The organism is Actinoplanes sp. NPDC021490, from assembly GCF_055562135.1.
Genome location: NZ_JBVHFW010000013.1, coordinates 60,512 through 80,861, shown reverse-complemented (window position 1 = coordinate 80,861; position 20,350 = coordinate 60,512). Strand labels below are relative to the sequence as shown.

Sequence of the window (20,350 nt, the reverse complement as noted above, 5' to 3'; positions counted from 1 at the left end):
GGGCTACTCCTCGGGGTAGTTGATCACGTGGCAGAGGGCGGGAAGGCTACCGTCCGCGAGGCGGGGCAGCACGTCGGGCAGCTCGGCGAAATCGGAGTGCCCGGTGAGGAAAGCGTCGAACCGGTCGTCCTTCAGAAGTTCCAGCGAGAGCGCCAGCCGGTCGGCGTAGGTGCGGTGCCGGCCGGGCACGATCCCGCCGACCTGGCTGCCCCGGATGGTCAGCCGGCGCGAGTGGAAGAACTCACCCAGCGGCACGCTGACCTGCTTGTCCCCGTACCAGCTGAGCTCGACGACCGTGCCCTCGCCGCGCACCAGCTCCAGCGACCGGGTCAGACCGGCCTGGGTGGCGCTGGCGTGGATCACCAGGTCGCAGTCGCCCAGCGCGTCGTCCGGGGTGGCGAAATCGGCGCCGAGCCGCGCGGCCAGGCCGGCGCGCGCCGGATCGACGTCGACGAGCTGCAGGCGTACGCCGGGAAACCGCGCGAGAATCGCGGCGGCGCAACCACCCACCATGCCCCCGCCGACCACCGCGATCCGGTCGCCGACCGCCGGGCGCGCGTCCCACAGGGCGTTGACCGCGGTCTCGACCGTGCCCGCCAGCACCGCCCTGTGCGCGGGCACACCCTCGGGCACAACAGAAACCATCGCGACAGGTGCGACAAATCGGGTCTGGTGGGTATGCAGGCTGAAGACGGTTTTGCCGAGCAGCCCTTCCGGACCCTGCTCGACGACGCCGACGTTCAGGTAGCCGTATTTGACGGGGGCGGGGAAGTCGCCCTCCTGAAAGGGGGCCCGCATCGCCGACCACTGGCTGGCGGGCACCCGCCCGGTGAACACGAGCGTCTCGGTTCCCCGGCTCACCCCGGTGTGCAGGGTGCGCACGAGCACCTCGTCCCCGCCCGGCTCACCGACCGTCACCGGGCGGATCTCACCCCGCCCCGGCTCGGCGATCCAGAACGCGTACGCGTCACTCGTCATGGGTTGTTCCTTCCGCCCGCTGAACCGAACGCCGTCCGGGCGCGTGTTAAGCGCTGACGACGGCAACCATACGCGGCGGCCGATCTTGCAAATGGAGGCCACGGTGTCATCACTAACCACCGCACCCGGCAGCGGCTCCTCGCGCGCGCCGGTGGTCGGACTGGCCGCCCAGCTCGCCCTGCTGGCCCTGCTCGGCAGCACCCTCGGACTCACCGCCACCGGCCTGATCGCCGGAGCGGCGTACGGCCTGGTCCTCTGCGGCCTGCTCGGCACCGGCCTCGACCGCGCCGGCATGGCCCACATCGGCCCGGCCAACGCGGTCACCCTGGCCCGGGCCCTGCTGGTCGGCGCCGTGACCGCCATGGTCGTCACCTCGTTCGCCCACCCCGTCAGCACGCCCGTCCTGGTCGCGATCGCCGGCGTGGCGCTGGCCCTGGACGGCGTGGACGGCCAGGTGGCCCGCCGCACCGGCAACACCACCGCCCTCGGCGCCCGCTTCGACATGGAGATCGACGCCTTCCTGATCCTGGTCCTCAGCGTCTACGCGGGCGACCGGTTCGGCTGGTGGTGGGTGGCGATCGGCGCCTTCCGCTATGTGTTCGTGGCCGCCGCGTGGGGGATGCCGTGGTTGAACGCGGCCCTGCCGCCCCGGTTCTCGCGCAAGGTCGTGGCCGCGCTGCAAGGGATCGTGCTGGCTCTGGTTACGGCGGATCTGCTGCCTACGGCTCTGACCATGGTGGCGCTGGGGGTTGCGCTGGGGTCGCTGACCTGGTCGTTCGGGCGGGATTCGCTGTGGCTTTACAAGGCGTCGCGGATCCGGGCGGCGGCTCGGGAGCGGTGGGCGGGTCCTCAGCGTCAGCCGGCTCTTGCTCACTGAGGCTGCTTCTCTTGGCGGCTTGCTTTCGCCCGGTGGGCATCGAATGAAATTACTGTCGTTGCCCTTTGACTCTGGTCACGGTGGCCACCCACCCACCGCGACGGCAGAAATCATTGAAACAATCCCAGTTCGCGCCGTGGCACCTCGGCTATTGCACGCGGAACGTCGCGGGATGCGAACCGAATACTTCCGGGTGCAGGATGGCGGCAATGGCCTCGACGCCTTCGACCAGTCGGGGGCCGGGGCGCACGATCAGCCCGTCCGCGTCGATCGCCCACACCTGGGCTTCGGGGAAGTGCGGGGCCACCAGCCGGGCCTGTTCGGTCGCGCCGTCGAGGTGGAAGCCGCACGGTGTGACCAGGACTATCCCGGGCGCGGCGGCCGCCAGGTCGGCGTACGTGGTCTCGACCGATCTCTTGCCCGCGTTGGCGGCGACCGGTTCGCCGCCCGCCGCCGTCACCAGATCGGGCACCCAGTGGCCGGCGGTGAACGGGGGATCGACCCACTCGACGATCGCCACCCTGGGCTTTTCCCGCGGCGCGACCGCCTGCGCCACCCGGGCCAGTCGGTCCCGCAGCCCGGCGATCACCTTGGCCGCCCGGTCGGGCACTCCGGCCGCCGAACCCACCGCCGCGATCGTCTCCAGCACCTCGTCGAGGCTGTAGGGATCGAGCGACACCACGTCGGCGCGGCAGCCCAGGTGGTCGAGCGCCTCCGTGACATGGCCGGACGGCAGCGCGCAGACCCGGCACAGGTCCTGCGTCAGGATCAGGTCGGGGGCCAGGCCGGCCAGCGCGTCCGCGTGCAGGGTGTAGAGGTCACCGCCTTCGGCGAGCCGGCCCCGTACGTAGGAATCGATCTCGCCGGGAGTCATGTCGCGCGTGTCCCGGCCGCCGACCACCACGGTTTTCTCCTGGCGGGCCGAGGCGGGCTCGTCGCACTCGAAGGTCACGCCGACGAGCTGGTCGCCGAGCCCGAGCGTGTAGACGATCTCGGTGGCCGAGGGGAGAAGCGATACCAGGCGCATGACCTCAGTATTGCCCGTGGGATCAGCCGAAAGTCGTAGCGCCCGGTCGTGATCCGGTCCGGGGGCGGATGTCTGCCGCCGCGCCGGCGTCGATGCTGGTCCTACCGACTTGGCAGGGGGAGAACGATGACGACGGCACCGCTCGAGCACACGGACGTGATCGTCCTGGATTATCTCGCCGCGCTGTGGGCGCAGAGCGAGGACCTCGCGCCCGAGCTGCGTGACGAGTTGATGACGACGGTGGCCGACTACATCGCCATGCGTCGCACGTCGCCGGCGTCGCCGATCGAGGACCCGGCCGAGATTCTGCGCCGGTTAGGACCGCCGGAAGCTCTGGTGGCCGCCGCCCGGCGCGGCCATCTGCCCCCGCACCTGCGGTTGCCCGCCCTGATCCCGCCTCCCCCGCCGGCCGCCACCGGTGGGGGAGCGGCTGCGGGCGGCGCGGCCGAATACACGGCCATCGGGCTGATGACCGCGGGCGCGTTCGTGATGCCGGGGGTCGGGCCGTTCGCCGGGATGCTGATGGCGAGCGCGTCGCCCCGCTGGACCCCGGCCGAGAAGGCCACCGGCTGGTTCCTCACCATCGGTTCGGGCGCGGCCGCGGTCGCCGCCGGGTTCTTCTTCCTGCTTGCGGGCACGGCCGGGGCGGCCGGGCTGCTGTTCTGCTACATGGTCGCGGTCGGCGGCTCGCTGTTCGCCGGCATGCGCATGCTCGACGCGCTGCGGCGCGGGTAACCGCCGGTCAGGCCGGCTGCGTACGACGGCCGGCCTGACCGATGATCTCGTCGATCACCTGGGTCCAGACCGCCGCGGGCGGGAACTCGTGCCCGACCCCCTCGAGCCACACCAGCCGGGAACCGGGGATCTCGGCGCACAGGGCCTCGGCGTGCGGTGGCGGGAACAGCGGGTCCTGCGTGCCGTGCAGGATCAGCGTGGGCGCGGTGATCTCGCCGAGGCGGTCGCGGACGGACGGGCCGCCGGCACAGCGGTGATGGTTCGTCTGGGCCGCGGCCATGTCCTGCGTACGGTCGAAGACCCTCTCGGCCAGGCGGCGCAGATGCGGGTCGTCGGCCGTGAACAGGCCCCCGAGGTGACGCGCGGCGGCCACGATGCCGTTGACCGCCGAGCGCCGGTCGGACCACTGCGGCTCGGCGCCGGGCACGCTCATCCCGTACGGGGGGAAGGTTGTGCTCGTCGCGATCAAGGTGAGGGACAGGACCCGGTGCGGGCGTTCGACGGCGATGCGCTGGGCCAGCCCGCCACCCATCGACAGGCCGACCAGGTGAGCCCGGTGAATGGCGAGCGCGTCGAGCACCCCCAGCGCGTCGTGCGCCAAATCCACATCGGAGTAGGGCGGCTCGCCGGCCGGGAACGACGTCGACCGGCCGGTGTCCCGGTGGTCGTAGCGGACGACGTGACGCCCGCCCGCGGCCAGGCGACGGCAGAACTCGTCGTCCCACCAGTCCATCGAACCGGACGCGCCCGCAATGAGCAGCAGGGCGGGATCGCCGGGCTCGCCGAACGTCTCCACACACAGCTCGATGCCGTTGACCGGCATCATCGTCTCGGTCACCACTCGGTCATTGTCCGCATCACACTTCACGGGCAGGTTAAAACCAGATCACTCAACCGTGCCGGTCGGTTGTGAAATGACCGCCTCGGTGCGGGTCGTGTGCTGCGATGTTCGAGTGCTTCCGGACCTGAGCGAATTCACGCCGCACCGGACCGTGCTCGACGCCCCCTTCGAGGGTGAGCCGGTGCCGGGACTGCGGGCCGACTACTTCCGGCGTCCCGAGGGCGACCGGGTGGCCACCGTCGGCCGGTATTCGATCGGCGGCCGCGAACTGCTGATGGCGTGGGGCTACGCGGATGAGGAACACTGCCGGCACAACGCCGTCCGCGATCCCGGGGGCGGATGGCACGCGCCGGCCGACGGCTGCCCCGACGTCGAACTGGTGCGCGACGGCCAGACCGTGGTCGGCCTGGCCGTGCGGACCCCGGCGGGGGAGTGGGTCAGGGCCTGATCGGGGCCGCGGCCGCGCGGGCCTGCCGGCGCACCAGGTGCAGGGAGACGCCGGTCAGGGCGATGGCGATCACGAACAGCGACAAATGCAGGTACGGGTTGGCGATCGGCACGAACCCGATGACCGCGACCGGAATCTGCACGAAGGCGATCAGACCGGCCAGCCACCACCGGTTGCCGCCGCTCCACAGCAGCGCCGTCCACACCGGCGCGGACACCACGACCAGGGTCAGGGCGTCGAGCAGGGCGTGCAGGGCCGAGTTGTGCACGGCGTTGTGGGCGAAGGCCTGCGCGGGCGTGGCGAACCAGAGGCCGGCGAGGACGAGGGCGAGTACGGAAACGGCACGACGCATGGGATCCTCCAGCGTGATGGGACCGTTGCTCTGTGTCACAACCGTACGGAACCCGCGTCAGCGTCGTAAAGCTTCACTCACGAAGTCCATCCCGGCGGGCAGGCACCGCGACCAGTAGCCGAAGTTGTGCCGGCCGTCCCCGAAGGACCCCGCGGCGGGTGGCTCGGGCAGGGCGCCGGCGAGCGCCCGCACGTCGTCGTACAGGCCGTCCTGGCGGCCGCACCACAGACCCACCGGCGTGCCCCGCAGCTTCGGCGCCGCGGTGAAGATCTCATCGGATTCCCGTACGGCCGGGGACAGCGCGACGACCGCCCGCGCGAAACCCGGATAGGCCTCGGCCAGCAGCAGCGACCCGTACCCGCCCATCGACCAGCCCAGCAGCGCGATCCGCGACGTGTCGAAGCCGCGCCCGGCACACCACTGGGGGATCTCCTCGTGCACCATCCGCTGCGGATCGTCGCCGCCGTGCGGGCGCCACTGCAGGCGGTCCCCGGTCGCGCCGGCCAGCACGAACGGGTCCTTGCCGCGGCGTACGGCATCGGTCAGGAAACGGCCCAGACCGAGCGCCGGGAAATCTGCGGCCGTCTTCGAGGCGCCGTGCAGCACCAGGCAGACGGGCAGGCCCCGGCCCGACCCGTGACCCGCCGGAACCGCCGTGTAGAAAACGACGAGCCGGCCGCGGGCCCGTGAATCACGCCTTTCGAGCCGCTCGTCACCCACCGGGGCGTGCGGGATGACCGGTTCCGATTCGCCCGATCGGCTGCGATAGCCCGCCCAACCGGCGACCGCGCCGACGGTTGCGCCCGCGGCCAGCAATGTTCGTCGTCTCATAGTCACCCACAACGGCGATCGCCCTCCTGGCGTCACGTTTCTACGCTCACGGCGTGCGCAGACTCGCGGTCGTGCTGGTCCTGCTGGCCCTGCTGCTGGACGGATTCGGTCCGGCCCGGCCGGCGTCGGCGCAGCAGGCCGTGGTCACCCGGCAGCTCACCCTCGCGCGCGGCGCCGACCGCCCCCTGCCGACCACCCTCTGGTACCGCGGCCGCCTGACCGGACGGCACCCGATCATCCTGTTCAGCCACGGCCTCGGCGGCCTGCCCGGGCAGTTCGCGCCGCTCGCCGCGGGCTGGGCCGAGGCCGGCTACGTGGTCGCGGCCCCCGCCTACCCGCACACCAACGGCCGAGTGCTGGTCGACCGCCGGGACATCGGTAATCAATCCCTCGACGCGGCGTTCGTCATCGACGCCGTACGCGCCCTGAACCGCACGGCCGGCGATCCGCTGGCCGGACACCTCGACGTCAACCGGGTCGGGGCCGTCGGCTTCTCGGCCGGAGGCACCACGACGCTGGGCCTGTTCGGCCCCGGGCATGCGGCCTACCTGCGGGCCGGGGTGACGATCAGCGGACGCCGCCCGGCCGCCTTCGGTGGCCCGCCGGCCGCGCTGCTGTTCCTGCACGGCGACCGCGACCCGGTCGTGCCCCTCCGGGCCGGGCGCGACGCCTACGAGCTGGCGCCGTTCCCCGCCAAACGCTTCGTCACCCTTCGCGACGCTCGTCACGGAGAGTTTCTGCGCCCGGGAGACGGACGGTATGCCCGGGTGTCAGGCCAGATCCTGGCCTTCCTGCAGGCAAACGTCCCGGTGGCCTAACTTTAGCGTTTCAATACGCAGGGACATTTTCCTCGTCCGTTCGGCCAGGTCGGCACTCTCAGTAATGTTGCCTAGGCTGCTGGCGTGCGCTTCATTCATATCCCGGTCACCGCTGCGGTTACGCTGAGTATTGCTGCTGTGTCTTACTCTCAGTTCGACCCGAAGGGTTCCGAGCGGCAGGCCCGGATCGTCGCCGAGAAGGCCACATGCCGGGCGGTCGACTCCGCGATCGTCGCCTACGTCGGCCTCCACGGCGTGGCCCCCAAGGCGATCGGCGACCTGACCGGCTACCTCAAGGGCGACATCTCGTCCTACCGGATCGTCCGCGGCCAGGCCGCCGGCCCCGGCTGCGCCTGACCCGCGGGCATGGGAGTTATTGGTCGGTGCGTCGCTCGTACGCGCGAGGCGGTCCGACGTGGCTCGGCCAGAGGCTGTGCATGCTATTCGTGCTGGATGAGGAAGCTGTCTACGGCGTCGAGGATGAAGACGCTTGGATCGCCGCCGCGGTCCTTGATGTCGAGCATCTCCCGCAGGTGGCGCGTAGTCAGGAACAAAATGACCTTCTTCTCCTGGTTGAAGACCATGTTGCGGCGTCTCAGAGCCGACTCGTGCGGCGGCTTGTTGCACACGATGATCGATAACCCGCCCAGCGTCGGCTTCATGTAGTTCCGGGTCTGATCGACCTCGTCCTTGCCGATCTCTTCCTTGTCGTAGTTCTTGAACTCCACGAGCACGAAGCGGGCGTCATGATCGTGGCGGAGGAGACCCCACGGCTGCTCCGTGTCGGTGATGCGGTTCGGAAAGACTGCGTCGCGGCGGTCGATTCCCGAGAACGAGCGCTCCTGCACCCGCGGTGCGGTGAGCGGCGGCACCAGCAGGTGGCAGAGCGCGTCCAGAGCGACCACTTCGAACTGCTGCCATCCCAGCCTGCCCGGCGGGCAGCCTGCGAGCTGCCGGCGCAAAGTGAGGGAATCCATCGGCTCACCCGGCATGGAAATAGCCGGCGATCAGGTCGGGATAACGCAACAGCAGGGAACGCAGCCGCGGGCCGTCGACCACCTGGATGTCCAGCCCGTCGTCCGGCAGCTTTGCGAGCTGAGTCTCCGCGACGCTGGTCAGCTGGCTCCGGGTGACGATCATCCCGCGCCACGGCGCCCCGGCGTCGCGTACGAGTCCGGCCAGCTTCGTAACATCACGCAGCGACGCCTGGGTCTGTTTGACCTGGACGAGGTACGGGGTCGCGATGCCGAACCGGTCCGGGTCCTGGAACGTCGCGACGAGATCGGCGCCCTGATCGGAGCGCCAGGAGGAGGCGGGGGTCGAAAGGTTGAACCCGAGCCTGGTCATAACGTCGGCCACGAGCTGCTCGAACCGTGCCGCCGGAAGCTTGCCGACGTTCAGCATCGCGCTGGCCTGCAGGCGACGCAGCAGGCCGTCGAGGCCGGCGGTGACGTCCACCGGGAAACGACTACTGATGGACGAAGGGGCGGCGCAGAACTCGATGACGGCCGGCACGATGTCGACGCCGCGACGCTCCAGTGAGCGGGTCAGATAGTCGTCCAGTAGGGGCGTCTTGACGCTGTTGGGCGAGAGTACGGCGACCAGCACGTCACCGGCGGCGGCCTCCGGCGGCTTGTCCGACACCTTGGCCGTGACCCGGACGCCGACCGCATCGAGCCCCGCCGCAAGGCGCTGAATCGCCGCACGGTCGTCGTCCACCCCGTGCACGATGACTCGGCGCCCGCCGTGAACCGGGTCGTGCACGTCGAAATCGGGCCATCTGCCGCCGGCTTCGACCGGCGCCCATGTCGACGGATAGGACAGCACGCCGTCGGCGATCGCGTCCTGGAGGTCGTAGCGGAAGATCAGCGACTCGGCCGCCTCGGGACCGGCGGGCGGGATCGAGCTGAAAGCGATCACAGTGGCGCTCAGCCGGTCGATCAGCCCGGCCATTTCGGAGCCGGCCCCGGGGCGGCCGGGGTCCACGTCGTCGGTAACCACGAGGTCGAAGGGAGGAAATTCGTCAAGAGCCCGGAACGCCGCAGTGGTGGCGACGGTGATCGTGCCGAGCTCAGTCGACGGCACCGCGCCGGGTTCGAGGAGCTGAACAGGGAACCGGCTGCCGAGCGGTCCGTCCTCACCGAGGCTACGATTCCGGATGACCTCGGCCATCTGGGCGGCGAGAGTGACGCGCAACGTCAGATAGAGCGGTCGGCGGGCGTGACCCTTCTCCAGCAGCAGGCTGAAAAGGTGTGCGATCACGGCTGAACGTCCAGAGCCCGGCGTCAGTACGACGCCCATCCTGTGGTGGCCCGCCGCTATCGCGGCTTCGATCGCGGCCAGCGCCTCGCTCTGATGCGGGCGAAGGCCGGGGGCCAAGCCGATCTCGCTGCCGTCGGGGGCCTGTGCCGGTGCGCTTCCAGGCGACTCTCGCCGAGGTTCCCGGCGGGGATCCGCGGTCTTGCGCGGCAGTTCAGGGAGATTTTTCGTGTCGTCTTCGGCCCGCTCGGCATCTGTGCGCGGCCCGCCGGACATGGAGATTCTTGGCAGATCGGCGAGGACCGAGCGGAGAATGTCGGGCGTGCGGCTCGGCGGCTCGGCGGCGATGAGCAGCCGAGAGTTAGCCGCGCTGTAGAGGTCGACGTCCTCGTCCTTGTCCAGGTAAAGGCCGCTCGTGAGGTGCTCGATGTACACGACGTCGGACAATTCCTGGAACGGGAACCGGAGAATGCTGAAACTTCCCCCGATGGCGGCGTTCGCCCCCGACTCGAGAAGCATCACTTGGATGTGCACGTTCGGATGTGCGCAACTCTCGAGAAGTGACTCGATCTGCTCACGCATGACCTCGCGGCCGCCGACCGGGCGGCGTAGCACCGCTTCGTCGAGCACGGCCCACATGTGGGGCCCGTCTGGTCTTCTCAGCAACTCCGTGCGGGTCATGCGCAGCTTCGTCCGCCGGTCGATCTCCTCGGGCCCGGCGGCGTCGTGGCCGAGGCCGATCACGGCGCGGGCGTACTTCTCGGTCTGAAGCATCCCGGGCACGAACTGGACCTCGTACGTCCGGATCAGCTCGGCTGCTCGCTCGAGGTCGAGGTAAGTGTGGAGCCAGCTGTCGAGCACGTCGCCGTACGCGTGCCACCAGCTTGGCTCGTTGGCTTTGCGGGCGAGGGTGAGCAGGCGGGCCCGTTCGATCGGGTCGTCGACGCCGTAGTGCCCGAGCAGGTCGACGATGTCACGTTCTTTGAAGCCGACCCGCCCCAGCTCCATGCGAGTGATCTTCGCTTCGGAGCACCGGATCGTGAGGCCGACTGCCTCGCGGGTCAGGCCCTTCGCCACGCGCAGTTCGCGCAGCCGGGCCCCGAGTTGAATGCGGCGGACCGTGGAGCTGTCGGCGAACTTTTCCCCAGTCACCCTGCGCACTCCACTGTGGTCACGGTCGGGTCAGCATACCCCTCAGTGGGCGGAGCAATACGGTGGTCCATCGAAAGTGTATTCCTTGACGGTTATATAACTGCTATGGCATGTTGAGGGGATGGATGCTCTGGCTGCTCTTGCTGAGCCGACCCGTCGGCGGATTGTCGATGTGTTGCGGCTTCGGGAGAGCACAGTCGGTGAGCTTGTGTCCACGCTCGGGATGAGTCAGCCCGCGGTGTCCAAGCATCTGCGGGTGCTGCGGGAAGCCGGGGTCGTCACGGCCGAGACGCGGGCCCAGCAGCGGGTCTATCGGCTCGAGCCGGGGCCGTTCCGCGAGCTCGACGCCTGGCTGGCGCCCTATCGGCGCATGTGGACCGATCACCTCGGGAGGCTGGAGCGGCACCTCGAGCGGGCCGACGCGGCGAGGCCGCGGGATGAGGAGTGAACGGGATGAAGGACGTTGATGCGGCCGGGGGTGCCCGGCTCGAAGGGGACCGGGAGCCGTGGACGCTGGTGTTCGTGCGGGAGTTCCGGCAGGCGCCGGCGGTGGTGTGGGCGGCGCTCACCGATCCGGCCGAGCTTGATCAGTGGGCGCCGTTCGTGCCGGCTCGCGATCTGAACGAGTTGGGGGCCACCAGTTTCACCATGGTGGACGGCGAGGTGCGGGAAGAGACGCCGGCGGTGATCCGGGTGGTCGAGGCGCCCAAGGTGCTCGAGTACTCGTGGGGGCCGGATCTGCTGCGGTGGGAGCTGGAGGCGGCGGGGGACGGGACGCTGATGACGCTTCGCCACACGCTGGCGGGACCGGGGGACCCGGCGTCCGTGGCGAGCGGCTGGCATCTCTGCGCGGTCGTGCTGCGGAGCCTGCTGGACGGCGAGCCGCACGGTGTCATCCGCGGGCGTGACGCGATGAATTACGGCTTTGAAGGGCTCCAGGAGGCGTACGGGAAGATTCTCGGCGTTTAGAAGCAACCCCGGAGGCCGCCCGGTTGTCCTGAGAGGGGGAGACGACCAGGGGGAGACGACGGGGATGGCCGGAGCAGGGTTCGACGACTTCGTCCGCAGCCGATCGACGGGGCTGCTGCGGGTCGCCTACCTGCTGACGGGGGACCGGCACGCCGCCGAGGACCTGCTGCAGGAGGTGCTCGAGCAGATGTACGTGCGCTGGCGCCGCATCGAGGGGGCGCCGGAGGCGTACGCGCGCCGGGCCCTGGTCAATCGGGCGACGAACCGCTGGCGGTGGCGTGCCCGGCGGCCCGAGACGCCGCTGGGCCGCGAACACGAGCGGGCCGGCCGCGATCACGGTGACGAGGTGGCGATCCGCGCGGCGGTGCTCGACGCGTTGCGGGATCTGCCGCCCAAGCAGCGTGCCGCCGTGGTGCTGCGCTACCTCGACGACCTGCCCGTGCACGAGGTGGCGAACGCGCTCGGCTGCAGCGAGGGCACCGTCAAGAGCAACGCGTCGCGCGGGCTCGACCGGCTCAAACAGGTGCTGGGGTCGTCCCTGGTCAGCGATGGGGGAGTGCGATGACCGACACCGACGTGCGGGACGTGCTCGTGCGGGCGACCGACCACCTCGACCCGGCGCCCGACCTGCTCGACCGGGTTCGCAAGGGTGGCCGCCGCAAGGTGGTGCGGCGGCGGACGGTCCTCGGCGGGGCGCTGGCGACGATCGCGGCCGCGGCGGCGGTGCCGGTCCTGCGCGGGGCGCCTCAGCCGGTCGCGGGGGACCTGGCGGACGACCCGGAACTGCTCGCCCGGATCCGGCGGGCCTGGCGGCCGGCGATGACCGACGGTCTCGGCGAGCCGGAGGTGCGCTGGGTGGGGTCGACCCCGGCCGGACCGGTGGCCGTGGTCACGCAGCGGTCGAGCGACCCGGGGCGCGATTATCAGGGCTTCGTGGAAACCGACGGCGGGCAGCTGCGGGCGGTCTTCGGCTATCTGATGGTCGGGCGCGGCTCGGTGGCGCCCGCGGCCATGCTCGCCGGGACGGAACGCGACGTGCTGGTCGTGCACACGGCGGGGGAGCCGGTGTCGTTCTCGGCGGACTACCGGATCGATCGGGACGGGCGGATCGAGCGTTCGTGGCTTGAGTGGAACGGCGACACCGTCGTCCGGACCATCGCCCCGCCCCGGGGGGCCGCCCGGTTCGGGCTGTGTGCCGGACGGCGGGCGGTGCCGCTGCTCAACATGGGCGCGGCCGTGGACACGTCCGATGTCGTCATCGCGCCGCAACGCGTCGAGCAGACCCTGCCGGGCGGCGAACGGGCCTGGCCGGTCCGGATCTCCGAGGCCGAGAAGCAGCGGTGGGACCTCGAGGAGCGGGCGGAATACCTGGACCCGTACGGCTATCACGCCTTTACCGGCCCGACCCAGTGGCTGCTGCGGGGTGCGCTCGCGGACGGGCGGAGGCTGGTCGTGCAGACTCTGGCGCTGGACGGTCAGGCGCGCGCGTTCGGCCTGATCGGCGCGCCGGGCACGACGCCGGACGTGCACTACCTGGGGGCGTACGGGAAAGGGGTGTCCTCGCGCATGAGAACGCCCGGCGGTGATGTGCTCATCCTGCACGCGCGACTGCCCGGCCGGCTGGGCATCGTCGTGGCCGGCGACGACTGCGAACTGCGTTATCGCGTACGGGACGGGGCCTGGCTGCCCGTGGCGGGGCACGCGGCTCTGATCCCCGGGGCCGCCACCGAGCTGGAGGTGACACCGCCAGGGGCCGCTGGCTTCCCCCTGCGGCTGCGGTGACGGATAGGTTGGGGGCATGGATGTTGTGATCGGGATCGACACCGGGACCACCGCGACCAAGGGCGTCGCCGCCGGGCCGGACGGCAGTCTCCGCGCCCAGACCAGCGTCCATTACACGTTGAGCGTGCCCGGTTCCGGGCGGGCCGAGCTCGACCCGTTCGCGCTGCGCAACGCCGCGGTCAAGGCGCTGATCGACGTGGCCGCCGCCTGCCGCGACAACGGGGACCACGTGATCGCCATCGGGCTCAGCGCGTTCCTGCACGGTGTCGTGCCGATGGACGCGGCCGGCAGCCCGCTCGGCCCGCTCGTCACCTGGGCCGATGGACGGGCCGGCGAACAGAGCGAGCGCCTCGTGGCCGAGGGCCGGAGCAAAGGGCTCCAGGCCCGTACGGGGACGCCGGTCCACCCGATGTCGCCGCTGACCAAACTGGTCTGGTGGCGGGACAACGATCCCGAGACGCTGCGCGGGACGCCGCGCTGGGGTGGCGTCAAGGAACTCATGCTGGCCGGGCTGGCCGATGCCCCCTTCGCCGTGGACTTGTCGATCGCCAGCGGCACCGGCATGTACGACATCCACGAGCGCCGCTGGGACCCGGAAGCCCTCGAACTGACCGGGGTGCGCGCCGAACAGCTGGCCGAGGTCCTGCCCACCACCACCCGGCTGCGGTTGCGGGCCGACGTCGCCCAGGCCGCGGGCCTCGACCCGGAGACGCCGCTGATCATCGGGGCGGCCGACGGTCCGCTGGCCAACCTGGGGGTCGGCGCCACCCCGGCCGGGGTCGCGGCGATCTCGCTGGGCACGAGCGGCGCCCTGCGGACGGTGGTCGACCGCCCGACGGCCGACAAGGCGGGCCGGCTGTTCTGTTACGCGCTGACCGACGACCGCTGGGTGATCGGCGGCGCGGTCAACAACGCGGGCTCGGTGGTGCGATGGGCCGGGCAGAGCTTCGCGAGCGGGTTCGAGCGGCCGGGCGCCGAAGGGGAGGACGCCGACGAGCGCGACGCCGCCCTGCTGATGGAGGCCCAGAGCGCGCCGGCCGGCAGCGACGGACTGCTGTGCCTGCCCTACCTGCTCGGCGAGCGGGCGCCCTGGTGGCGTCCCGGCCTGCGCGGCGCCTATCTGGGGCTGCGCCGCGAGCACGGGCGGGCCCACCTCGTGCGTTCGGCCGTCGAGGGCGTCTGCCAGCAGCTCGCCCTGGTCAAGGACTCGTTCACGGCCGAGGGCATTCCGCTGACCTCCGTACGCGCCACCGGCGGGGCGGTCGCGTCGGAGCTCTGGGTCGGGGTGCTGGCGGCCACGCTCGACCTGCCGGTGTCGGTGGCCGAGACGCCGGAGGGCACGGCGCTCGGTGCCTGCCTGCTCGCCCGCCACGCCATCGGCGAACTGCCCGACCTCGAGGCCGCGGCCGAGCTGACCCCGATCGGGGCGCGAACCGAACCCGACCCGGTCAACGCCAAGCTGTACGCCCGGTTGCGGCCGCTCGTGGAGACGTCGGCGCTGGCCGTGCTGGACGTGGTCAAGGAGCTCGACAAGCTGGCCCCGCAGCCGTTGCCGACGACGGAGAAGGCGGTGCCGGCGACCCGGGCCTGAGAGCTGCCGCGCGACCCGGGCCTGACGGCTCGCGGTTGACCCGGGTCTGACGGCTCGCCATGGCTCGGGAGGGCGGCGCTGATCACCCCGCGTTGACGGCGCGCGCGCCGGTGAGAAAGAGTAACGGGCGAGCGGAAGCGGAGGAACCCGGTGCGAATCCGGGACGGTCCCGCCACTGTGACCGGGGAGCGACCCGCGTGAATGCCACGGCCCGTACGGCCGGAAGGCGCGCGGCGAGCGATGATCCGGGAGTCAGGAGACTCCGGCCGCTCGTGCCATCTGCCCGCGCGGGCGTGGACACCCGCGCAGAAGGGATCCACGTGACGCCGTACCCGTTCTCGGCCGTGGTCGGGCTGCCCGACCTGCGCCTCGCCCTGCTGCTGACCGCCGTCTCACCCGCCGTGGGCGGAGTGCTGGTCCGCGGCGAGAAGGGCACCGCCAAGAGCACCGTCGTACGCGCCGTGGCCGCGCTGCTGCCCGACGTCGCCGTCGTGCGCGGCTGCCGGTTCGCCTGTGACCCGGCCGAGCCCGACCCGCTCTGCCCGGACGGCCCGCACGCCACCGACACCCCCGCGCTGCGACGCCCGGCCACGCTGGTCGAGCTGCCGGTGGGGGCGACCGAGGACCGGGTCGTGGGCACGCTGGACATTCAGCGTGCGCTGGCCGACGGGGTCAAGGCGTACGAGCCGGGGCTGCTCGCCGCGGCCCACCGCGGGGTGCTCTACGTCGACGAGGTCAACCTGCTGCCCGATCACCTCGTCGACCTGCTGCTGGACGCGGCGGCGATGGGCCGGGCGCACGTCGAGCGGGACGGCGTGTCGGTCAAGCACGCGGCCCGCTTCCTGCTCGTCGGCACGATGAACCCCGAGGAGGGCGAGCCGCGGCCGCAGCTGGTGGACCGGTTCGGGCTCGTGGTCAACGTCGCGGCGCCCCGGGAGCCGCGCGAGCGGGCCGAGGTGGTGCGGCGGCGGCTGGCCTACGAGGCTTCGCCCGACGCGTTCGCCGAGCGGTTCGCCGGCGACGAGGTCGCGCTGGCGGAACGAATCGTGGCCGCCCGCGAACTGCTGCCTCGGGTGGTGCTGCCGGACGGGGAGCTTGACCGGATCGCGCGGATCAGCCTCGCGTACGGGGTGGACGGCATGCGCGCCGACATCGTGGTGGCGCGGTGCGCCGTGGCCCTGGCCGCCTGGCAGGGGCGCGAGCGGGTGACCCCGGAGGACGTCCGGGATGCGGCCCGGCTCGCGTTGCCGCACCGGCGCCGGAAGGATCCGCTGGACCCGCCGGGAACCGACGAGGAACGGCTCGAGGAGGCGCTGGCCGAGGCGGACGCGCAGCTCGAGGCCGATCGGCGGGACGACTCGCCGGACGACGACCCCGACGACGACCCCGGTGGTGGGGGACGCGGACCGGACGGGGGAGGGCCGGGCCCGGACGACGGTTCGCCCGACCGCTCCGCGTCACCCGACATATCCGATAAATCGGGTGACGGTGCGTTTCCGCCTCGGGCAGGCGAGACGACGGGCAGCCGGGACGGCGATGATCCGCCGGGACGCGATGATCCGTCCGGCCGCGATGCACCCGGTAACGATGCGTCCGGTGACGATGCGTCCGGTGGCCGGGGTGCTGCCGCCGCCGCCGCGGTCGCGCCTGGCACCGCCTACCGCACGAGGACGCTGAGCATCGCCCGCCGCGGCGAGGGTGGTCACGCCGGGCGCCGCTCGCCGTCGCTGTCGCGGCGCGGGCGGGTCGTCGGGTCGCGGGTGCCGCGCGGACGGCTCTCCGGGGCGCCGCACCTTCCGGCCACGCTGCGCGCCGCCCTGCATCGCGGGGCGCGTCAGGTCGGCCCCCGCGATCTGCGCGAGGCCGTGCACGTCGGACGCGAATCCAACCTCGTGCTGTTCGTGGTCGACGCGTCCGGCTCGATGGCCGCCCGCAAGCGGATGACCGTGGTCAAGACGGCCGTGCTGTCGCTGCTGCGCGACGCCTACCAGCGGCGCGACCGGATCGGGATGATCACGTTCCGCGGGCACGAGGCCGAGCAGGTGCTGCCGCCCACGTCCAGCCACGAGGTCGGGGTGCTCCGGCTGGCGACCCTGCGCACGGGAGGGCGTACGCCGCTGGCCGAAGGGTTGAAGAGGGCGGCCGCGACCATCGCCACCGAGCGCCGCCGGGACCCGCGCCGGCGTCCGCTGCTGATCGTGGTGACCGACGGCCGGGCGACGAGCGGACCCGATCCCGTACGGGTGGCACCCGCTCTGGCCGGGGTTTCCACCGTGGTCGTCGACTGCGAGTCCGGACCGATCCGCCTGGGGCTGGCCGCACGCCTGGCCACCGCGCTCGGCGCCGACGTGATGCCGTTGGAGAGCCTGCAGATGGGACGGGTCGCCTGATGCCGCAGGGAAAAGTCACGACCGTGCCCGCCGACGGCCTGACGACCCGGCAGCGCCGCCGGCAGGCCGTGCTCGCCGTCCACACCGGACACGGCAAGGGCAAGTCGACCGCCGCGTTCGGCATGGCGCTGCGCGCGTGGAGCGCGGGCTGGCCGATCGGCGTATTCCAGTTCGTGAAGTCGGAGAAGTGGCGGGTCGGCGAGGAATCCGCGCTCAAGGCGCTCGGCCAGGCCGGGGGAGCCCCCGTGACCTGGCACAAGATGGGCGAGGGCTGGTCGTGGATCCAGCGCGCGGGCACCGAGCGCGACCACGCCGCCGAGGCCGCCGAGGGCTGGGCGCAGATCAAGCGCGACCTGGCCGCCGAGACATACAAGTTCCTGGTGCTCGACGAGTTCACATACCCGATGAAGTGGGGCTGGATCGACGTCGACGACGTGGTGGCCACGCTGACCGAGCGTCCGGGCACCCAGCACGTGGTGATCACCGGGCGGGACGCGGCGCCGGCCCTGCTCGAGGCGGCCGACCTGGTGACCGAGATGACGAAGGTGAAGCACCCGATGGACGCGGGCCGCAAGGGGCAGCAGGGCATCGAATGGTGACCATGCCGCGCGTCGTGATCGGCGCGCCCGCGTCGGGACACGGCAAGACGACGGTGGCGACCGGGCTGTTGGCCGCCTTCGTGCGCCGGGGCCTGCCGGTGGCCCCGTTCAAGGTCGGACCCGACTACATCGACCCCGGCTATCACGCGCTCGCGGCGGGCCGGCCGGGCCGCAACCTCGACCCCGTGCTGGTCGGCGAGGACCTGATCGGGCCGCTGTTCGCCCACGGTGCCGAGGGCGCGTCGCTCGCGGTGATCGAGGGCGTGATGGGCCTGTACGACGGTCGCACCGGCGCGGGCGAGACCGGCTCGACGGCCCAGGTCGCCCAGCTGCTCGACGCCCCCGTGATCCTGGTGGTCGACGCGGCGGCGCAGGGCCGCTCGATCGCCGCCCTGGTGCACGGCTTCCGCAGCTTCGGCCGTGTCCGGATGGCCGGTGTGATCCTGAACCGGGTCGGCTCCGACCGGCACGAGGCGATCCTGCGCGAGGCCTGCGAAGAGGTCGGCACACCCGTGCTGGGCGCGATGCGCCGCGCCGACGCCGTGGCCGCCCCGTCGCGCCACCTCGGCCTGGTGCCGGCGGCCGAACGCCGCGCCGAGGCCCGCGAGTCGGTGGACGCCCTCGCGTCGCTGATCGAATCGTCGATCGACCTGGCCGAGGTCATGGCGATCGCCCGCTCGGCCCCGCCGCTGGACGCCACGCCCTGGTCGCCGCGGGCGGCCGACCCGGTCGCCGACCGGCCGGTGGTGGCGCTGGCCGGCGGTCCCGCGTTCTCGTTCGCGTACGCCGAGACGGCCGAGCTCCTGCAGGGCGCGGGCGCCGAGGTCGTGACCGTCGACCCGCTGCGCGACGAGTCCCTGCCCGACGGCACGCGGGCCCTGGTCGTCGGCGGTGGCTTCCCCGAGGTCTACGCCAAGGAGCTCTCGGCCAACGAGCCCCTGCGCCGCGCCGTGGCCGGCCTGGCCGCGGACGGAGGCCGCATCGTCGCCGAATGCGCCGGCCTGCTCTGGCTCTGCCAGACCCTCGACGGCGCCCCCATGTGCGGCGTCATCGACGCCGAAGCGGCCATGACCCCCACGCTGACCCTGGGCTACCGGGACGCGGTGGCCCTCACCGACAGCCCGCTGGCGCCCGCCGGCACCCGGGTCACCGGCCACGAATTCCACCGCACCACCGTCCATCCCCGCTCGGGCCTCCTGCTCTCCCCGGCCACCGGAGCCGCCTGGGCCTGGCGCGGCGCCGACCCCGAGGGTTTCGCCACCCCGTCGGTGCAGGCCTCATATCTGCACCTGCATTGGGCCGGCAACCCGGGCTTCGCCTCCCGCCTGGTCACCGGCTTGTGACCGCCCCTCGCCCCACCGGCCGGCCTGCGGCTGGTCGCGAAGGCCGGCCCGGTCACGATGGCCGGCCCAGTCGCGAAGGCCGGGCCGCGGCTGGTCGCGAAGGCCGGGCCGCCGGGCGCGTCGGCGCGCGATGACGGTGGCCGTCGGCGTCGGCGTCGGCGCACGCCGTTCGGCGTCCGCGGATGAGCTGCGTGCGGCCGTCGACGCAGCCCTGTCCTCGGCCGGGCTGGCCTCGTCCGACGTCACCGTGCTGGCCACGCTGGATCGCCGCGGCGCCGATGCACCCGTGCGGGACCTGGCGTTGGCGCGCGGCTGGCGGCTGGTTCTGTTCCCGGCCGCCGAGCTGGCCGCCCGCAACGTCCCCGCCCCCAGCGCAAGGGTGGCCGCCGCAGTCGGCACCCCGAGCGTGGCCGAGGCCGCCGCCCTGTGCGCCACCGGCCCCGGCAGCTCACTGCTGCTGCCCAAGCGCGTCTTCCCGGCCGTGACCGTCGCGATAGCCGCGACCCCGGGATTGGCCGTTTAGCCCGCACCTCCCCGGGACCTAGCGTCGGTTGTATGAGCGAAGCGGCGGTCAACGGGATCACGATCGGCTACGACGACTCCGGGGCCGGGCGGCCTCTGGTGCTGGTGCACGGGCACCCGTTCGACCGCTCGATGTGGCGGCCGCAGGTCGAGGCGCTCGCCGGCTCGGGGTGGCGGGTGATCACCGCGGATCTGCGCGGCTACGGCGCGACGACCGTGGTTGCGGGCACGACGCCGCTGCCGACCTTTGCCCGGGACGTGGCCGGGCTGGCCGACCGCCTCGGGATCGGCGATTTCGTGCTGGGCGGGCTGTCGATGGGCGGGCAGATCGTCATGGAGTGCTACCGGCAGTTCCCGGACCGGATCCGCGGGCTGATCCTGGCCGACACCTTCCCGCGGGCCGACACGCCCGAGGGCCGGGAGCTGCGCCGCGAGACGGCCGACCGGTTCGAGGCCGAGGGGACGATCGGGTATGCCAAGGAGAACCTGTCGAAGATGCTCGCCGCCTACAACGTCGACGCCATGCCCGCCGTGGCCGAGCACGTCATGGCCATGATGACGAGCGCTCCCGCCGCCGGTGCGGCCGCCGCGCTGCGGGGCCGGGCCGAGCGCGACGACTATCGGGAGCTGCTGACCACGGTCTCGGTGCCCACGCTGATCGTGGTCGGCCGCGACGACGAATTCACCCCCGTCGCCGACGCCGAGGCCATGAAGGCCTTGATCCCGCACGCGGCCCTGGTCATCGTCGAGCACGCCGGCCACCTGCCCAACCTCGAACAGCCGGCCGCCTTCGACGAGGCGCTGGCCTCCTTTCTGGCGACCGTCTGACGCCGGGC

Annotated in this window: 21 protein-coding genes, 2 pseudogenes and 1 riboswitch; of the genes and pseudogenes, 15 read left to right on the top strand and 8 right to left on the bottom strand. The window is 72.1% G+C overall.

Features of this window, described 5'->3' with window-relative positions; genetic code table 11:
- Positions 1 to 3 precede the first annotated feature (3 nt).
- Positions 4 to 978 carry a zinc-dependent alcohol dehydrogenase gene (locus tag ACZ3I4_RS30345; RefSeq protein WP_465385451.1) on the bottom strand — a complete coding sequence of 325 codons (975 nt, stop codon included), beginning with the start codon at positions 976 to 978 and terminating at the stop codon, positions 4 to 6.
- A 103-nt stretch (positions 979 to 1,081) separates the two neighbouring features.
- Between ACZ3I4_RS30345 and ACZ3I4_RS30340 the strand changes: the two genes are divergently transcribed.
- Positions 1,082 to 1,855: a CDP-alcohol phosphatidyltransferase family protein gene (locus ACZ3I4_RS30340; RefSeq protein WP_465385450.1), complete on the top strand. Its 774-nt coding sequence runs from the start codon at positions 1,082 to 1,084 to the stop codon at positions 1,853 to 1,855.
- Between the two features lie 148 nt (positions 1,856 to 2,003).
- On the opposite strand, the gene ACZ3I4_RS30335 is transcribed toward ACZ3I4_RS30340, so the two are convergent.
- Positions 2,004 to 2,882: a cobalamin-binding protein gene (locus ACZ3I4_RS30335; RefSeq protein ID WP_465385449.1), complete on the bottom strand. Its 879-nt coding sequence runs from the start codon at positions 2,880 to 2,882 to the stop codon at positions 2,004 to 2,006.
- Positions 2,883 to 3,008: 126 nt separating this feature from the next.
- Between ACZ3I4_RS30335 and ACZ3I4_RS30330 the strand changes: the two genes are divergently transcribed.
- Positions 3,009 to 3,617: an HAAS signaling domain-containing protein gene (locus ACZ3I4_RS30330; protein ID WP_465385448.1), complete on the top strand. Its 609-nt coding sequence runs from the start codon at positions 3,009 to 3,011 to the stop codon at positions 3,615 to 3,617.
- Between the two features lie 7 nt (positions 3,618 to 3,624).
- Here the strand turns inward: ACZ3I4_RS30330 and ACZ3I4_RS30325 are convergent, their stop codons facing one another.
- Positions 3,625 to 4,458, bottom strand: coding sequence for an alpha/beta fold hydrolase (locus ACZ3I4_RS30325; RefSeq protein ID WP_465385447.1), 834 nt, complete (start codon positions 4,456 to 4,458; stop codon positions 3,625 to 3,627).
- Positions 4,459 to 4,570: 112 nt separating this feature from the next.
- Here ACZ3I4_RS30325 and ACZ3I4_RS30320 point away from each other — a divergent pair, with 112 nt between their 5' ends.
- On the top strand, positions 4,571 to 4,906 hold the full coding sequence (locus tag ACZ3I4_RS30320) for a hypothetical protein (RefSeq protein WP_465385446.1): 336 nt from the start codon (positions 4,571 to 4,573) through the stop codon (positions 4,904 to 4,906).
- On the opposite strand, the gene ACZ3I4_RS30315 is transcribed toward ACZ3I4_RS30320, so the two are convergent.
- Together ACZ3I4_RS30315 and ACZ3I4_RS30310 are read right to left on the bottom strand one after the other, a co-directional pair.
- On the bottom strand, positions 4,896 to 5,258 hold the full coding sequence (locus ACZ3I4_RS30315; RefSeq protein ID WP_465385445.1) for a hypothetical protein: 363 nt from the start codon (positions 5,256 to 5,258) through the stop codon (positions 4,896 to 4,898). The two genes, ACZ3I4_RS30320 and ACZ3I4_RS30315, sit on opposite strands and share 11 nt — an antisense overlap.
- A gap of 57 nt (positions 5,259 to 5,315) precedes the next feature.
- A complete protein-coding gene (locus ACZ3I4_RS30310) occupies positions 5,316 to 6,089 on the bottom strand; it encodes an alpha/beta hydrolase-fold protein (RefSeq protein ID WP_465385444.1) in 774 nt (257 codons plus the stop codon).
- Positions 6,090 to 6,142: 53 nt separating this feature from the next.
- On the opposite strand from ACZ3I4_RS30310, the gene ACZ3I4_RS30305 reads away from it, so the two are divergent.
- Both ACZ3I4_RS30305 and ACZ3I4_RS30300 read left to right on the top strand, forming a co-directional pair.
- Complete coding sequence (locus ACZ3I4_RS30305) at positions 6,143 to 6,907, top strand: alpha/beta hydrolase family protein (protein WP_465385443.1); 765 nt, start codon at positions 6,143 to 6,145, stop codon at positions 6,905 to 6,907.
- A 138-nt stretch (positions 6,908 to 7,045) separates the two neighbouring features.
- A complete protein-coding gene (locus ACZ3I4_RS30300) occupies positions 7,046 to 7,264 on the top strand; it encodes a hypothetical protein (protein WP_465385442.1) in 219 nt (72 codons plus the stop codon).
- An 83-nt stretch (positions 7,265 to 7,347) separates the two neighbouring features.
- On the opposite strand, the gene ACZ3I4_RS30295 is transcribed toward ACZ3I4_RS30300, so the two are convergent.
- The 3 genes and pseudogenes from ACZ3I4_RS30295 to ACZ3I4_RS30285 all read right to left on the bottom strand — a co-directional run.
- On the bottom strand, positions 7,348 to 7,899 hold the full coding sequence (locus tag ACZ3I4_RS30295; RefSeq protein ID WP_465385441.1) for a hypothetical protein: 552 nt from the start codon (positions 7,897 to 7,899) through the stop codon (positions 7,348 to 7,350).
- A pseudogene (locus ACZ3I4_RS30290) lies at positions 7,889 to 9,262 on the bottom strand (restriction endonuclease); the annotation flags it as partial. The gene ACZ3I4_RS30295 and the pseudogene ACZ3I4_RS30290, both read right to left, overlap by 11 nt.
- Before the next feature lie 189 nt (positions 9,263 to 9,451).
- Positions 9,452 to 10,318, bottom strand: a pseudogene (locus ACZ3I4_RS30285) (helix-turn-helix domain-containing protein); the annotation flags it as partial.
- A 121-nt stretch (positions 10,319 to 10,439) separates the two neighbouring features.
- On the opposite strand from ACZ3I4_RS30285, the gene ACZ3I4_RS30280 reads away from it, so the two are divergent.
- From ACZ3I4_RS30280 to ACZ3I4_RS30235, 10 genes are all read left to right on the top strand, one after another.
- Positions 10,440 to 10,766 (top strand): ArsR/SmtB family transcription factor, encoded by a 327-nt coding sequence (locus ACZ3I4_RS30280; protein ID WP_465385440.1) that lies wholly within the window; start codon positions 10,440 to 10,442, stop codon positions 10,764 to 10,766.
- A gap of 5 nt (positions 10,767 to 10,771) precedes the next feature.
- Positions 10,772 to 11,287, top strand: coding sequence for an SRPBCC domain-containing protein (locus tag ACZ3I4_RS30275; RefSeq protein WP_465385439.1), 516 nt, complete (start codon positions 10,772 to 10,774; stop codon positions 11,285 to 11,287).
- Between the two features lie 64 nt (positions 11,288 to 11,351).
- Positions 11,352 to 11,852 carry a SigE family RNA polymerase sigma factor gene (locus ACZ3I4_RS30270; protein ID WP_465385438.1) on the top strand — a complete coding sequence of 167 codons (501 nt, stop codon included), beginning with the start codon at positions 11,352 to 11,354 and terminating at the stop codon, positions 11,850 to 11,852.
- Positions 11,849 to 13,069 carry a hypothetical protein gene (locus ACZ3I4_RS30265; RefSeq protein WP_465385437.1) on the top strand — a complete coding sequence of 407 codons (1,221 nt, stop codon included), beginning with the start codon at positions 11,849 to 11,851 and terminating at the stop codon, positions 13,067 to 13,069. Before ACZ3I4_RS30270 ends, ACZ3I4_RS30265 begins: the two co-directional genes overlap by 4 nt.
- Before the next feature lie 16 nt (positions 13,070 to 13,085).
- Complete coding sequence (locus tag ACZ3I4_RS30260) at positions 13,086 to 14,660, top strand: gluconokinase (protein ID WP_465385436.1); 1,575 nt, start codon at positions 13,086 to 13,088, stop codon at positions 14,658 to 14,660.
- A gap of 140 nt (positions 14,661 to 14,800) precedes the next feature.
- Positions 14,801 to 14,923: riboswitch (cobalamin riboswitch) on the top strand.
- A gap of 9 nt (positions 14,924 to 14,932) precedes the next feature.
- Positions 14,933 to 17,050: a VWA domain-containing protein gene (locus ACZ3I4_RS30255; protein ID WP_465385435.1), complete on the top strand. Its 2,118-nt coding sequence runs from the start codon at positions 14,933 to 14,935 to the stop codon at positions 17,048 to 17,050.
- Positions 17,050 to 17,649 carry a cob(I)yrinic acid a,c-diamide adenosyltransferase gene (cobO, locus tag ACZ3I4_RS30250; RefSeq protein ID WP_465385434.1) on the top strand — a complete coding sequence of 200 codons (600 nt, stop codon included), beginning with the start codon at positions 17,050 to 17,052 and terminating at the stop codon, positions 17,647 to 17,649. Before ACZ3I4_RS30255 ends, cobO begins: the two co-directional genes overlap by 1 nt.
- Positions 17,643 to 18,992 carry a cobyrinate a,c-diamide synthase gene (locus ACZ3I4_RS30245; protein ID WP_465385433.1) on the top strand — a complete coding sequence of 450 codons (1,350 nt, stop codon included), beginning with the start codon at positions 17,643 to 17,645 and terminating at the stop codon, positions 18,990 to 18,992. The genes cobO and ACZ3I4_RS30245 overlap by 7 nt, the downstream gene beginning before the upstream one ends.
- A gap of 130 nt (positions 18,993 to 19,122) precedes the next feature.
- Positions 19,123 to 19,515 (top strand): cobalamin biosynthesis protein, encoded by a 393-nt coding sequence (locus ACZ3I4_RS30240; RefSeq protein ID WP_465385432.1) that lies wholly within the window; start codon positions 19,123 to 19,125, stop codon positions 19,513 to 19,515.
- Positions 19,516 to 19,547: 32 nt separating this feature from the next.
- Positions 19,548 to 20,342 (top strand): alpha/beta fold hydrolase, encoded by a 795-nt coding sequence (locus ACZ3I4_RS30235; RefSeq protein WP_465385431.1) that lies wholly within the window; start codon positions 19,548 to 19,550, stop codon positions 20,340 to 20,342.
- Positions 20,343 to 20,350: the final 8 nt, after the last annotated feature.

What these genes read in the sequence shown, in the direction of transcription:
- ACZ3I4_RS30295 (WP_465385441.1), bottom strand. Translation starts at nt 7,899, where the DNA reads ATGCCGGGTGAGCCGATGGATTCCCTCACTTTGCGCCGGCAGCTCGCA.
- ACZ3I4_RS30260 (WP_465385436.1), top strand. Translation starts at nt 13,086, where the DNA reads ATGGATGTTGTGATCGGGATCGACACCGGGACCACCGCGACCAAGGGC.
- ACZ3I4_RS30310 (WP_465385444.1), bottom strand. Translation starts at nt 6,089, where the DNA reads ATGAGACGACGAACATTGCTGGCCGCGGGCGCAACCGTCGGCGCGGTC.
- ACZ3I4_RS30270 (WP_465385438.1), top strand. Translation starts at nt 11,352, where the DNA reads ATGGCCGGAGCAGGGTTCGACGACTTCGTCCGCAGCCGATCGACGGGG.
- ACZ3I4_RS30235 (WP_465385431.1), top strand. Translation starts at nt 19,548, where the DNA reads ATGAGCGAAGCGGCGGTCAACGGGATCACGATCGGCTACGACGACTCC.
- ACZ3I4_RS30265 (WP_465385437.1), top strand. Translation starts at nt 11,849, where the DNA reads ATGACCGACACCGACGTGCGGGACGTGCTCGTGCGGGCGACCGACCAC.
- ACZ3I4_RS30335 (WP_465385449.1), bottom strand. Translation starts at nt 2,882, where the DNA reads ATGCGCCTGGTATCGCTTCTCCCCTCGGCCACCGAGATCGTCTACACG.
- ACZ3I4_RS30315 (WP_465385445.1), bottom strand. Translation starts at nt 5,258, where the DNA reads ATGCGTCGTGCCGTTTCCGTACTCGCCCTCGTCCTCGCCGGCCTCTGG.
- ACZ3I4_RS30330 (WP_465385448.1), top strand. Translation starts at nt 3,009, where the DNA reads ATGACGACGGCACCGCTCGAGCACACGGACGTGATCGTCCTGGATTAT.
- cobO (WP_465385434.1), top strand. Translation starts at nt 17,050, where the DNA reads ATGCCGCAGGGAAAAGTCACGACCGTGCCCGCCGACGGCCTGACGACC.
- ACZ3I4_RS30345 (WP_465385451.1), bottom strand. Translation starts at nt 978, where the DNA reads ATGACGAGTGACGCGTACGCGTTCTGGATCGCCGAGCCGGGGCGGGGT.
- ACZ3I4_RS30245 (WP_465385433.1), top strand. Translation starts at nt 17,643, where the DNA reads ATGGTGACCATGCCGCGCGTCGTGATCGGCGCGCCCGCGTCGGGACAC.
- ACZ3I4_RS30280 (WP_465385440.1), top strand. Translation starts at nt 10,440, where the DNA reads ATGGATGCTCTGGCTGCTCTTGCTGAGCCGACCCGTCGGCGGATTGTC.
- ACZ3I4_RS30240 (WP_465385432.1), top strand. Translation starts at nt 19,123, where the DNA reads ATGACGGTGGCCGTCGGCGTCGGCGTCGGCGCACGCCGTTCGGCGTCC.
- ACZ3I4_RS30275 (WP_465385439.1), top strand. Translation starts at nt 10,772, where the DNA reads ATGAAGGACGTTGATGCGGCCGGGGGTGCCCGGCTCGAAGGGGACCGG.